Below are 13,950 nucleotides of genomic sequence, written 5' to 3' on the forward strand. Positions count from 1 at the left end.
GATGTCATGGCGTTGCGCCGGCCGCGCGGCCGGCGGCGGATCAGAACGCGGTGCTCAGGGTCAGCGAGATCCAGTTGCGGTCGGACAGGCCGATATCGCCGGAGCCACCGACCACGGTCTTGCCCACACCGGGGATGTCTGCGTACTTACGTGGGCTGCCGTAGCCGATATAGGCCAGGGTCACGTCGTAGCGCTCGTCCAGCGTGCCCTTGACACCGATCTTGTAGCTGTACTTGCCCTCGCTGCCGCCGCCGGTGGCGGCATTGCCCGATACGCCATAGTCGAAGCTCATCGGCGCGGAAATGTTCCAGCCGGGGAAGACGCCAAGCCACTGTGGCGCGAAGCTGAAGGCGACGCCCAGGTAGTCGCGCGTGGCGCACCCCCAGGCCTTGTCCTGGCCCGCCGGGCAGCCAGCGTAACCCTCGCCCTTGAAGAGGTCCTTGTGATCGGTTACACGCTGCACGCGGCTGTAGGCCATCTCGGCGATGAAATTGCCGGTGTCGAAGTAGGCCGTACGCGGTAGCAGCCATAGACCGTTGACCACCAGGTGCCAGGTGTCGCCTCGCGCCCCCTGGTTGTCCTGCGCGCTGAAATTGCTCGAAATCAGCGAGGCGTTGCGCCGGTAGGACAGATCCACCCCTAGCGAGCCGCCCCCAGTAGCGGTCCGGCCGACCAGCTCAGCCCGTAGAGCTTGACGTTCTCGGCATAGACGTAGCGGGCAAAGCTGCTACCGACCTGCAGGCCCCAGGGGTTGTAGTCATCGAATTCACGGTAGTAGGCGCTGATATCCGAATGCAGGAAATCGAGGCTGTAGGTCCCCATCACCCCCCAGTTGCCACGGTCGCCCGGGGTCAGCGGGTCGATCAGGGGGCGTGTGAAACCGGGCGCGATCGGCAGTTGGTTCGGCCCTTCCAGGGCCACGTCGGCCGAGGCCAGGTAGGTGCCGCCTTCCGGCGCACGGGTGGTGTCCCACTCGAAGAAATACTGGGCGGCGAGAGACAACCTGTCGGTAACCTGGGCCTGGGCCGAAAGCTGGGTCAGCGGCAGGAATATCTCGCGGGTTTCGGTACCGGGGTTGCTCACCGCCTTGCGCCCATCGAGCGGGGCCTGCGAGTAGGAAACGGCGTGGCCGGCAATCAGCAAGCCGCTCCCCCAGTAGACGGTATGTCGGCCGGCGCGCAGGCTGACCGGCACATCGCCGAGATTGAGACGGGTGAAGGCGAAGGCGTCCAGCAGTTCTCCGCTGGGTCCCCGGTGGTAGCGCTTGGTGAAGCCGGAGTAGTCACCACCCCGGTAGCTCGGCGTGCTCGGCCCCGGAAAAGCCCCGGGATAGTAGACATTGCCCTGGGCGGTCTTCACCTCGCCATCCGTGTAGGCCTGGTCGTACCAGGCAGCGGCGCTGACACGGAAGCCGTGGTACTGCTGGTAGGCCAGCTCGAACTCGCTCATCAGGTCGAGGCGGTTGGTCACCACGTCACCACGGTCGAACCTGGAGTCGGACTCGTCATAGGTGGCGTTGTTGGCCAGCGCGCGCTCCCGGCCCTCGGCGCGGAAACCCAGGTTGTAACGCAGCGTGTTGTCCCAGCGCAGGCTCAGGTCCGGGTTGGCGGTCTCGAACTCCTTCGCCTGGAGCAGGCCGCCACAGGACAGGACCGCCACCACGCCAATCGCCAGATGGCTACCGATCAGGTTGGCACTCGACATCAGAAATCTCCGTATCACTCATTGTTGTTTTTCCGCCATCGGGGGCGGCGCTCTCGACTGGAGCGCAACACGAGTAAACGGGAGCCGAGGGATGCAGACAACGAATCGGACTATTGCCGAAATGCAAAAGGCTATCGTCGAAATGCACGGGCAATCCGCACCAGGTATTTGATTATCAAATACCTGAAACATATTTTTATTGCTTCAAGATATCTGAACACAAGCCAATAATTTGTTCAAAATCATAATGCGCCCTCCACAGACTGGCCGCATCGATAAGAACAATTGGAGGTTAGCCATGAGCACATCGCCCTCGCTGGAAGACAAGTACGTCCAGCAGACCGGAAAAGCCCTGATGACCGGTGTCCAGGCGCTGGTGCGCCTGCCCCTGATGCAGCGTCAGCGCGACCTCGCCAACGGGCTCGATACCGCCGGCTTCATTTCCGGCTACCGAGGCTCGCCGCTGGGCGGTTTCGACCAGGCGCTGTGGAAGGCTCGCGATCACCTCAAGCAGCATCACACGCTGTTCCAGCCCGGCGTGAACGAAGACCTCGCCGCTACCTCGCTGTGGGGAACCCAGCAGGTCAACCTGTTCCAGGGTGCTAAGTACGACGGTGTGTTCGGTATGTGGTACGGCAAGGGCCCAGGTGTGGACCGCTGCGGCGATGTGTTCCGCCATGCCAACGCCGCCGGCACCTCAAAGTTCGGCGGTGTGCTAGCCATCGCCGGTGACGACCACGGCGCCCGCTCCTCCTCTCTGCCACACCAGACCGAGCACATCTTCAAGGCGGTGATGATGCCGGTGCTGGCGCCGTCCGGGGTGCAGGAGTATCTCGACTACGGCCTGCACGGCTGGGCCATGTCGCGTTATTCCGGTTGCTGGGTGGCGCTCAAGGCGGTGGCCGATACGGTGGAAAGCGCGGCCATCGTCGATCTCGACATCAATCGCGTGCAGCCGGTCATTCCCGATTTCGAACTGCCGGAGGGCGGCCTTAACATCCGCTGGCCGGACCCGCCCCTTGCCCAGGAACAGCGCCTGCTGGAACACAAGCTGTACGCGGCGCTAGCCTATGCGCGGGCCAACCGCCTCGACCGTATCGTGTTCGATTCGCCCAAGGCACGCATCGGCATCATCACCTCCGGCAAGTCCTACCTAGACGTCTGCCAGGCGTTGAACATCCTCGGTATCGACGAGGAGCTGGCACAGCAGATCGGCCTGCGCTTGTACAAGGTTGGCATGGTCTGGCCACTGGAGGCCGAGGGCGTGCGCCAGTTCGCCGAGGGGCTGGAGGAGATCGTGGTGGTCGAGGAAAAACGCCACATGATCGAATACCAGCTCAAGGAGGAGCTGTACAACTGGCGCGAAGACGTGCGCCCACGCATCGTCGGCAAATTCGACGATAAGGGTGAGTGGAGCCTGCCGCACACCGACTGGCTGCTGCCGGCGATCAACGACCTGACACCGGCGCAAATCGCCCGAGCTCTGGCTAGGCGTATCCTGCGCCTGCATCCGAATGGCTCGCTGCAAGTGCGCCTGGCGGTGCTGGAAGCCCAGCTCGGTTGCAAGCAGCAGTTCGGTAACCTGATGGAACGCGTGCCGCACTACTGCTCCGGCTGCCCACACAATACCTCCACCAAGGTCCCGGACGGCAGCCGAGCCCTGGCCGGTATCGGCTGCCATTACATGGCCGCCTGGATCTACCCGCAGACTCAGACCTTCAGCCAGATGGGTGGCGAAGGCGTGGCCTGGATCGGCCAGGCGCCGTTCACGGAAACCCGCCACGTGTTCGCCAATCTTGGTGACGGCACCTACTTCCACTCCGGGTTGCTGGCTATCCGCGCCTCCGTGGCGGCCAAAGTGTCGATCACCTACAAGATCCTCTACAACGACGCAGTGGCGATGACCGGCGGCCAGCCGGTGGACGGCACGCTGACCGTGCCGCAGATTTCCCGCCAGCTCGCCGCCGAAGGCGTACAACGGATCGTGGTGGTCAGCGATGACCCGGACAAGTACCGGGATGTGAAAGACCTGGCTCCCGGCGTGCCGGTCTACCGCCGTGACAGGATGGACGAAGTGCAGGACGAGCTGCGCCAGTTCACAGGAGTCTCCGCGCTGATCTACGACCAGACCTGCGCCGCCGAGAAGCGTCGCCGGCGCAAGCGCGGCAAGTTCCCCGACCCGGCACGCCGGGTGGTGATCAACGAGGCGGTGTGCGAGGGCTGCGGCGATTGCAGCAGCAAGTCCAACTGCATGTCGGTGGTCGCGGTGGAAACCGAATACGGCCGCAAGCGCGAGATCGACCAGTCTTCCTGCAACAAGGACTTCACCTGCCTGTCCGGTTTCTGCCCGAGCTTCGTCACCGTCGAAGGCGGAAAGCTGCGCAAGCCCAAGGCCCTGGCGCAAAACGCCGAGGACGTCTGGGAGCTGCCTGAACCGGTGGCGCCGAGTCTGGAGCAACCCTATAGCATCCTGGTCACCGGTGTCGGCGGCACCGGCGTGGTCACCATCGGCGCCCTGCTCGGCATGGCCGCCTTCCTCGAAGGCAAAGGTGCGCTGAACCTGGACATGGCCGGCATGGCGCAGAAAGGCGGCGCGGTGTGGTCGCATATCCGCATCGCCGCCCGCCAGGAGCAACTGTTCGCGCCACGCATCGCCGAGGGCGAAGCCAGCCTGCTGCTGGGCTGCGACCTGGTGGTCAGCGCCAACAGCGAGACCCTGGCCAAGCTACGCCAGGGCGTGACCCACGCCCTGGTCAACAGCGAGGAAAGCATCACCAGCGCCTTCGTTCGCACCTTCGCTCGACAGGCGGAGAGCGGCAACCTGCAGGCCAACCCGGATCCGCAGTTCCGTACCGAGGGCATGGCCGCACAGATCAACGAGGCAGTCGGAGATGGTCAGGCGACCTTCATCGACGCCAGCAAGATTGCTACCGCGTTGATGGGCGACTCCATCGCTACTAACACCTTCATGCTCGGTTACGCCTACCAGAGAGGCTGGCTACCGGTGAGTGAGGCCGCCCTGCTGCAAGCCATCGAACTGAACGGCACGGCGGTCGAGTTCAACCGTACCGCCTTCGTCTGGGGCCGCCGAGCCGCCGTCGACCTGCCCCGGGTACAAGGCAAGCTCGCCACGAGCAAGGTCGAGAGCAGCGACCGGCAACTCTCGAAAAACCTCGACGAAATCGTCGCCCGTCGCAGCGAGTTCCTCAGCGACTACCAGGACACGGCCTACGCCGAACGCTACCGCAAGCGCGTCGAGCGCTTCTGCGTCGCGGAAAGCGCCCTGATCGGCCAGCCCGGCGCTCTCACCGAGGCGGTAGCGCGCCATTACTTCAAGGTCCTGGCGATCAAGGACGAATACGAAGTGGCCCGCCTGTTCACCAACGGCGAGTTCCTCGGGAAGATCGAGGCGACCTTCGAGGGTGACTATCGCCTGAACTTCCACCTCGCCCCGCCGCTGCTGAACAAGGCCACGCCGGGCGTGGAGCCGGCCAAGCGCAGCTTCGGCCCGTGGATGCTCAAAGGCTTCAAGCTCCTGGCCAAACTGAGGCGCGTGCGCAATACCTGGCTCGATCCCTTCGCCCATACCCACGAGCGCAAGGTGGAGCGCGAGTGGTTGCTCGGCTACGAACAGCTCCTCGACGAACTGTTGGCGTCGCTCAGCCAGGACAAGCTCGAACTTGCCGTGAAGCTGGCCGAGCTGCCGGATGCGGTGCGCGGCTACGGCGCGGTCAAGGAGCGCTACCTGGCCCACGCCCAGGAGCAGAAGGCACGCCTGCTGGATCAATGGCGTAATGGCCAGCCGTTCGATGACGCCGGCCAGGCGGTACGCATTCATGCGACCCAGCTTTGATCGTCGGTCCGAAGGCGTCAGGCAGCATCCGCCGGGTTCGACGCGGGCAGAAGGCGCGTGAGCATGTCCGGGAACTACCGCATCTCCCAGCTCGCCCGCGAGCTGAAAGTGACCACGCGCACTATCCGTTTCTATGAGGAACAGGGACTGCTGACGCCCGCTCGGCGTGGTCTGGAGCGTGTCTATGCACCGCGCGACCGGACCGTCCTGAAGCTGATCCTGCGAGGCAAGCGCATCGGCCTCTCACTGGCCGAGTGCAAGGAATTGATCGATATGTACGCCCCCTCCGGAGGCAACCACAGGCAGTTGGGCCACCTCCAGGAGAAGATCGCCGGACGCCGCCAGCAACTCGAGCGGCAACTGCTCGACATCCAGCAGATGCTGCGAGAACTGGACAAGGCCGAACAACACTGCCGAGACACACTCGTGGCGGCCCGGGATGACACCCCCAACATCGATAATGACAACAGGAGATTGGAACCATGAGCAACTTGCCCGGCCTGAACTTCTTCCTCGGTGAGGAAATCGACATGCTGCGTGATTCGGTCGCCGGCTTCGCCGCCAAGGAGATCGCGCCACGTGCGGAAGAAGCCGACCGCACCGATCAGTTCCCCATGGACCTGTGGCGCAAGTTCGGCGACATGGGCCTGCTCGGCCTGACCGTTCCCGAACAGTACGGCGGCTCGGGGATGGGCTACCTGGCGCACATGGTCGCCATGGAGGAAATCTCCCGCGCGGCGGGTGGTATCGGCCTGTCCTACGGCGCTCATTCCAACCTCTGCGTCAACCAGATCAACCGCAACGGCACTGCCGAGCAGAAGGCCAGGTACCTACCCAAGCTGGTCTCCGGCGAGCATATCGGCGCCCTGGCCATGAGCGAACCGAATGCAGGCTCCGACGTGGTGTCGATGAAGCTACGCGCCGAGAAACGCGGCGACCGCTACGTGCTCAACGGCAACAAGATGTGGATCACCAATGGCCCCGACTGCGACATCCTGGTGGTCTACGCCAAGACCGACCTGGCCGCCGGCGCCAAGGGCATGACCGCCTTCATCCTCGAAACCGACAGCCCTGGTTTTTCCGTGGCGCAGAAGCTCGACAAGCTGGGCATGCGCGGCTCGCATACCGGCGAACTGGTGTTCCAGGATGTCGAGGTTCCCGCAGAGAACGTGCTCGGCCAGGTCGGTGAGGGTGTCAAGGTACTGATGAGCGGCCTCGACTACGAACGCGCCGTGCTCAGCGGTGGCCCGCTGGGCCTGATGCAGGCGGCCATGGACGTGGTCGTGCCCTATATCCACGACCGCAAACAGTTCGGCCAGAGTATCGGCGAGTTCCAGCTAATCCAGGGCAAGGTCGCCGACATGTACACCACCCTGCAGGCCAGCCGCGCCTATCTCTACTCGGTCGGCAAGCACCTCGACGCCCTGGGCACCGATCATGTCCGCCAGGTCCGCAAGGACTGCGCCGGGGTGATCCTGTATGCCGCGGAGAAGGCTACCTGGCTGGCCGGCGAAGCGATCCAGATCCTCGGCGGCAACGGTTACATCAACGAGTTCCCGGTGGGGCGCCTGTGGCGCGACGCCAAGCTCTACGAGATCGGCGCCGGCACCAGCGAAATCCGCCGCATGCTGATCGGCCGCGAGCTGTTCAACGAAACGAAATAACGGCAGCTACAAGCCGCAAGCTACAAGCTGCAAGCAAGAGCCCCGCTGCTCTCTTGCAGCTTGAGGCTTGTAGCTTGCAGCTCATGGAGAAGCCATGATCCTGCACACCCAGATCAATCCCCGTTCCCCCGAGTTCGCCGGCAACCGCGCGGCCATGCTCGAGCAGGTGAACGAACTGCGCGCCCTGCTCGCCCGCCTCCACGAAGGCGGCGGCGAGAAGGCCCAGGCGCGCCATACCGCGCGCGGCAAGCTGCTGCCGCGCGAGCGCATCAACCGCCTGCTCGACCCCGGCTCGCCCTTCCTCGAGATCGGCCAGCTGGCCGCCCATGAGGTCTACGGCGAGGACGTGCCCGCCGCCGGGGTGATCGCCGGCATCGGCCGGGTGGAAGGCGTCGAATGCATGATCGTGGCCAACGACGCCACGGTGAAAGGCGGCAGCTACTACCCGCTGACGGTGAAGAAGCACCTGCGCGCCCAGGCCATCGCCCTGGACAACCGCCTGCCGTGCATCTACCTGGTGGACTCCGGCGGCGCCAACCTGCCGCGCCAGGACGAGGTGTTCCCCGACCGCGAGCACTTCGGCCGGATCTTCTTCAACCAGGCCAATATGAGCGCCCAGGGCATCCCGCAGATCGCCGTGGTCATGGGCTCCTGCACCGCCGGCGGCGCCTACGTGCCGGCCATGAGCGACGAGACCATCATGGTGCGCCAGCAGGCCACCATCTTCCTCGCCGGCCCGCCGCTGGTGAAGGCCGCAACGGGTGAAGTCGTGAGCGCCGAGGACCTCGGCGGCGCCGATGTGCACTGCAAGGTCTCCGGCGTGGCCGACCACTACGCCGACAGCGACGAGCACGCCCTGGCCCTGGCCCGCCGCAGCGTGGCCAACCTCAACTGGCGCAAGCTGGGCGAGCTGCAATGCCGCGCGCCGGTCGCCCCGCGCTACGCCGCCGAGGAGCTGTACGGGGTGATCCCGCAGGACGCCAAGCAGCCCTTCGACGTGCGCGAGGTGATCGCGCGCATCGTCGACGACTCGCAGTTCGATGAGTTCAAGGCGCTGTTCGGCACCACCCTGGTGTGCGGCTTCGCCCATGTCCAGGGCTACCCGGTGGCGATCCTGGCCAACAACGGCATCCTCTTCGCGGAGGCCGCGCAGAAAGGCGCGCACTTCGTCGAGCTGGCCTGCCAGCGCGGTATCCCGCTGCTGTTCCTGCAGAACATCACCGGCTTTATGGTCGGCCAGAAGTACGAAGCGGGTGGCATTGCGAAACATGGCGCCAAGCTGGTCACCGCGGTGGCCTGCGCCAAGGTGCCGAAGTTCACCGTGATCATCGGCGGCAGCTTCGGCGCCGGCAACTACGGCATGTGCGGCCGTGCCTACGACCCGCGCTTCCTGTGGATGTGGCCCAACGCCAGGATCGGCGTGATGGGCGCGCAGCAGGCCGCAGGCGTACTGGTGCAGGTCAAGCGCGAACAGGCCGAGCGTGCCGGCCAGCACTACAGCGACGAGGAAGAGGAACGCCTCAAGCGCCCCATCGTCGAGCAGTACGAGCGCCAGGCCCACGCCTTCTATTCCAGCGCACGGCTGTGGGACGACGGCGTCATCGACCCGGCGCAGACCCGCGAGGTGCTCGGCCTGGCCCTGTCCGCCAGCCTCAACGCGCCGATCGAGCCGACCCGCTTCGGCGTGTTCAGGATGTAAGGCTGCAGGCTACAGGCCGCAGGCAAACCGCTTGCCGCCTGAAGCCTGTGGCCTGAAGCCATAGGAGCTTTTATGACCGACTTCACCACCGTACAACTGGAACAAGACCCGCGCGGTTTCGCCACCCTGTGGCTGAACCGCGCCCAGAAGAACAACGCCTTCAACGCCGAGATGATCCGCGAGCTGATCCTCGCCCTCGACGCGGTGGCGGCGGATAGTTCGCTGCGCTTCTTGCTGCTGCGCGGACGCGGCAAACACTTCTCCGCCGGTGCCGACCTGGCCTGGATGCAGCAGGCCGCCGGCCTCGACTACGAGGCCAACCTCGGCGACGCCCGCGAGCTGGCCGAGCTGATGTACAACCTGCACGGCCTGAAGATCCCCACCCTGGCCGTGGTCCAGGGCGCGGCCTTCGGCGGCGCGGTGGGCCTGGTCGGTTGCTGCGACATGGCCATCGGCAGCGAGGACGCACTGTTCTCCCTGTCCGAAGTGCGCATCGGCCTGGCTCCGGCGGTGATCAGCCCCTTCGTGGTGCAGGCCATCGGCGAGCGCGCCGCGCGCCGCTATGCCCTCACCGCCGAGCGTTTCGGCGGCGGCCAGGCCCGTGAACTGGGCCTGCTCGCCGAGTGCTACCCGGCCGCCGAGCTGGACGCCCAGGTCGAAGCCTGGATCGCCAACCTGCTGCAGAACAGCCCGCAGGCCATGCGCGCCAGCAAAGACCTGCTGCGCGAAGTCGGCAGCGGTGTGCTGAGCCCGGCCCTGCGCCGCTACACCGAAAGCGCCATCGCCCGCATCCGCGTCAGCGCCGAGGGCCAGGAAGGCCTGCGCGCTTTCCTCGACAAACGCAAACCGAGCTGGCAGGAGCACCAAGCATGAGCCTCAAGCATATCGACACCCTGCTGGTGGCCAACCGCGGCGAGATCGCCTGCCGGGTGATGCACACCGCCAAGGCCCTGGGCCTGAAGACCGTGGCCGTGCACAGCGCCATCGATGCAGCCGCGCGCCACGTGCGCGAGGCCGACCTGGCCATCGACCTGGGCGGCGCCAAGCCGGCCGACAGCTACCTGCTGATCGACAAACTGATCGCCGCGGCCAAGGCCAGCGGCGCCCAGGCCATCCATCCCGGCTACGGCTTCCTCTCGGAGAACGCCGGCTTCGCCCGCGCCATCGAGGCAGCCGGCCTGCTATTCCTCGGCCCGCCGGCCAGCGCCATCGACGCCATGGGCAGCAAGTCCGCGGCCAAGGCGCTGATGGAGCAAGCCGGCGTGCCCCTGGTGCCCGGCTACCATGGCGAGGCCCAGGACCTGGAAAGCTTCCGCGCCGCCGCCGAGCGCATCGGCTACCCGGTGCTGCTCAAGGCCACCGCCGGTGGCGGCGGCAAGGGCATGAAGGTGGTCGAGCGCGAAAGCGAACTGGCCGAGACCCTGGCCTCGGCCCAGCGTGAAGCCCAGGCCGCCTTCGGCGACGCGCGCATGCTGGTGGAAAAATACGTGCTGCAGCCGCGCCACGTGGAGATCCAGGTATTCGCCGACCAGCACGGCAACTGCCTGTACCTCAACGAGCGCGACTGCTCGATCCAGCGCCGCCACCAGAAGGTGGTGGAGGAAGCCCCCGCCCCCGGCCTGAGCCCCGAGCTGCGCCGCGCCATGGGCGAGGCGGCGGTCAAGGCCGCGCAGGCCATCGGCTATGTCGGCGCCGGCACCGTGGAGTTCCTGCTCGACGCCCGTGGCGACTTCTTCTTCATGGAAATGAACACCCGCCTGCAGGTGGAGCACCCGGTCACCGAAGCCATCACCGGCCTCGACCTGGTGGCCTGGCAGATCCGCGTGGCCCGTGGCGAGGCGCTGCCGATCAGCCAGGAACAGGTGCCGCTGAATGGCCACGCCATCGAGGTGCGCCTGTACGCGGAAGACCCGGACAACGACTTCCTGCCCGCCACCGGCACCCTGGCGCTGTACCGCGAGGCCGCCGCCGGCCCCGGCCGCCGCACCGACAGCGGCGTGGCCGAGGGCGATACTGTGTCGCCCTTCTACGACCCCATGCTGGGCAAGCTGATCGCCTGGGGCGAGAACCGCGAGGAAGCGCGCCTGCGCCTGCTGGCCATGCTCGACGAGACCCTGGTCGGAGGGGTGCGTACCAACCTGGCCTTCCTGCGCCGCGTGCTGGCCCACCCGGCCTTCGCCGCCGCCGAACTGGACACCGGTTTCATCCCGCGCCACCAGGACGTGCTGCTGCCGCCCCCCGGCGAACTGCCGGAGACCTTCTGGCAAGCGGCCGCCGAGGCCTTCGCCCAGAGCGAACCGCTGCGCCAGCGCCACGATGACGCCCATTCGCCCTGGGCGAGCAACAGCGGCTGGCGCGCCGGCGGCCCAGTGGAGATCGAGCTGCACCTGTCCTGCAACGGCCACGAGCGCAAGGTGCGCGCCAACGGCGGCGCCCGCCTGCACGGCGACAGCCTGAGCCAGGTCGACGAGCAGGGCCTGCAACGCCGCCTGCACGCCATCCGCCAGGGCGACACCCTGCACCTGCAATGGCACGGCGAGCTGCACGCGGTCAGCCGCTTCGACCCCATCGCCGAAGCCGAGGCCAGCCACCATCAGCATGGCGGCCTGACCGCGCCGATGAACGGCAGCATCGTCCGCGTGCTGGTCGAGTCTGGGCAGAGCGTCGAGGCCGGCAGCGCCCTGGTGGTGCTGGAGGCGATGAAGATGGAACACAGCATCCGCGCGCCCCATGCCGGCACGGTCAAGGCGCTGTACTGCGGCGAAGGCGAGATGGTCGGCGAAGGCACCGTACTGGTGGAGCTGGAGGGCATCGAGTGAACCTTCCAGAATCAGTCAGGATCGTCGAAGTCGGCCCCCGCGACGGCCTGCAGAACGAGAAGCAACCCATCAGCGTCGCCGACAAGGTGCGCCTGGTGGACGACCTCAGCGCCGCCGGCCTGAGCTACGTGGAAATCGGCAGCTTCGTCTCGCCCAAGTGGGTGCCGCAGATGGCCGGCTCCGCCGAGGTGTTCGCCAGCATCCAGCGCCAGCCGGGCGTCACCTACGCCGCCCTGGCACCCAACCTGAAAGGCTTCGAGGCCGCCCTCGCGGCCGGCGTGGAAGAAGTCGCGGTGTTCGCCGCCGCCAGCGAGGCCTTCTCGCAGAAGAACATCAACTGCTCGATCAAGGACAGCCTGGAACGCTTCGTACCGCTGATGGAGGCTGCCAAGGCCCACGGCATCCGCGTGCGCGGCTACGTTTCCTGCGTGCTGGGTTGCCCCTATGAAGGCGAAGTGGCGCCCGAGCAGGTCGCCAGCGTGGCCCGCGAGCTGTTCGCCATGGGCTGCTACGAAATCTCCCTGGGCGACACCATCGGCACCGGCACCGCCGGCAAGACCCGCCACCTGATCAACGTGGTGGGCCGCGAGGTGCCACGCCACCTGCTGGCCGGGCACTTCCACGACACCTACGGCCAGGCCCTGGCCAATATCTACGCCAGCCTGGAGGAAGGCATCAATGTCTTCGACAGCTCGGTGGCCGGCCTCGGCGGCTGCCCCTACGCCAAGGGCGCCACCGGCAACGTCGCCACCGAGGACGTGCTCTACCTGCTCGACGGCCTCGGCATCCACACCGGTATCGACATGGACCTGCTGGTCGCCGCCGGTGCGCGCATCTGCGCCGTGCTGGACAAGCCCAACGGCTCGCGGGTGGCACGGGCGCTGGGCAGGCACTAGCTCATGTCCTCCAGAGAACTGGCTCCCTAAACAACAAGTTTTCTGCCGTATGGCAGAACGTGGTGTCTTCCCGCAAAGACATGGCACCACGCTTTTTATTCGGAGGTAAACATGCAGGACGTCGTCATCGTGGCCGCAACCCGTACCGCCATCGGTACCTTCCAAGGCAGCCTGGCCAGTTTTACCGCTGCCGAGTTGGGCAGTATCGTGATTCGTGCCCTACTGGAGAAAACTGGTCTGGACCCGGCCAGCGTCGATGAAGTGATCCTCGGCCAGGTACTCACCGCGGGTTGTGGACAAAACCCAGCTCGCCAGGCTGCAATCAACGCCGGCCTGCCGCATAGCGTGCCCGCCCTGACCGTGAACAAACTGTGCGGATCGGGGTTGAAAACCGTCAGCATGGCGGCCCAGGCGATCCGCTGCGGCGACGCCGAAGTAGTGATAGCCGGCGGCATGGAGAGCATGAGCCAGGCTCCCTATGTGCTGGCCAAAGCTCGTACTGGCCTGCGCATGGGTCACGCCCAGCTCGCCGACTCGTTGCTACAGGATGGCCTGTTCGATGCCTTCAACGACTACCACATGGGCATCACCGCGGAGAATCTGGTCGACTGCTACCAACTGACCCGTGAGGAACAGGACACCTACGCCGCACGCTCCCAGCGCCTGGCCTGCGCCGCCATCGAAGCCGGTCGTTTCAAGAGCGAAATCACCCCGGTGGCAATTCCTCAGCGCAAAGGTGAGCCACTGCTCTTCTCCACTGACGAACAGCCACGAGCCGGAACTTCCGCCGAATCTCTCGCCAAGCTCAAGCCAGCATTCAAGAAGGATGGCAGCGTAACCGCCGGCAACGCCTCAACCATCAATGATGGTGCAGCCGCAGTACTCTTGATGAGTGCAGAAAAAGCCAAGACTCTCGGCCTGCCGGTGCTGGCAACCATCCAGGCCTATGCCAGTGCCGGTGTTGACCCGCAGATCATGGGCATCGGTCCCGTCTCCGCCAGCAAAACGTGCCTGGAGAAATCTCGCTGGTCTCTGGACGATCTTGACCTTATAGAAGCCAACGAGGCGTTTGCCGCTCAGGCTCTTTCAGTCGGCAAGGAGCTGAATTGGGATATCGACAAGGTCAATGTCAATGGCGGCGCTATCGCTCTCGGTCACCCAATAGGTGCATCTGGCTGCCGTGTATTGGTCAGCCTCATTCACGAGATGATCCGACGCGACGCTAAGAAAGGCTTGGCCACCCTGTGTATCGGTGGAGGTCAAGGTATCGCATTGGCGCTTGCAAGGCCTTAAACATTACTTAAGTGCCCACACT

Annotated in this window: 8 protein-coding genes and 1 pseudogene; 8 read left to right on the top strand and 1 reads right to left on the bottom strand. The window is 65.6% G+C overall.

Going from position 1 to position 13,950, the window contains the following annotated elements:
• Positions 1-40 precede the first annotated feature (40 nt).
• Positions 41-1,704, bottom strand: a pseudogene (locus tag LE197_RS37335) (DUF1302 domain-containing protein).
• A gap of 298 nt (positions 1,705-2,002) precedes the next feature.
• Between LE197_RS37335 and LE197_RS19215 the strand changes: the two are divergent.
• The 8 genes from LE197_RS19215 (at position 2,003) to LE197_RS19250 (ending at position 13,928) form a co-directional block, all read left to right on the top strand.
• Positions 2,003-5,557 (top strand): indolepyruvate ferredoxin oxidoreductase family protein, encoded by a 3,555-nt coding sequence (locus LE197_RS19215; RefSeq protein WP_034031011.1) that lies wholly within the window; start codon positions 2,003-2,005, stop codon positions 5,555-5,557.
• A 63-nt stretch (positions 5,558-5,620) separates the two neighbouring features.
• Positions 5,621-6,043 carry a MerR family transcriptional regulator gene (locus LE197_RS19220; protein ID WP_034031010.1) on the top strand — a complete coding sequence of 141 codons (423 nt, stop codon included), beginning with the start codon at positions 5,621-5,623 and terminating at the stop codon, positions 6,041-6,043.
• Positions 6,040-7,221: an isovaleryl-CoA dehydrogenase gene (locus LE197_RS19225; protein WP_034031009.1), complete on the top strand. Its 1,182-nt coding sequence runs from the start codon at positions 6,040-6,042 to the stop codon at positions 7,219-7,221. Before LE197_RS19220 ends, LE197_RS19225 begins: the two co-directional genes overlap by 4 nt.
• Positions 7,222-7,315: 94 nt before the next feature.
• The gene (locus LE197_RS19230) at positions 7,316-8,920 is read left to right on the top strand and encodes a carboxyl transferase domain-containing protein (RefSeq protein ID WP_034031007.1); all 1,605 of its coding nucleotides are present in this window, start codon (positions 7,316-7,318) and stop codon (positions 8,918-8,920) included.
• Positions 8,921-8,992: 72 nt separating this feature from the next.
• Positions 8,993-9,793, top strand: coding sequence for a gamma-carboxygeranoyl-CoA hydratase (locus LE197_RS19235; protein ID WP_034031006.1), 801 nt, complete (start codon positions 8,993-8,995; stop codon positions 9,791-9,793).
• Complete coding sequence (locus tag LE197_RS19240) at positions 9,790-11,739, top strand: acetyl/propionyl/methylcrotonyl-CoA carboxylase subunit alpha (RefSeq protein ID WP_034031005.1); 1,950 nt, start codon at positions 9,790-9,792, stop codon at positions 11,737-11,739. Before LE197_RS19235 ends, LE197_RS19240 begins: the two co-directional genes overlap by 4 nt.
• On the top strand, positions 11,736-12,635 hold the full coding sequence (locus tag LE197_RS19245; protein ID WP_034031004.1) for a hydroxymethylglutaryl-CoA lyase: 900 nt from the start codon (positions 11,736-11,738) through the stop codon (positions 12,633-12,635). Before LE197_RS19240 ends, LE197_RS19245 begins: the two co-directional genes overlap by 4 nt.
• A gap of 111 nt (positions 12,636-12,746) precedes the next feature.
• On the top strand, positions 12,747-13,928 hold the full coding sequence (locus LE197_RS19250; protein WP_034031003.1) for an acetyl-CoA C-acetyltransferase: 1,182 nt from the start codon (positions 12,747-12,749) through the stop codon (positions 13,926-13,928).
• The last annotated feature ends 22 nt before the right edge of the window (positions 13,929-13,950 follow it).

It is taken from the genome of Pseudomonas sp. PS1(2021), from assembly GCF_020405165.1.
GTDB classification, from domain to species: domain Bacteria; phylum Pseudomonadota; class Gammaproteobacteria; order Pseudomonadales; family Pseudomonadaceae; genus Pseudomonas; species Pseudomonas aeruginosa.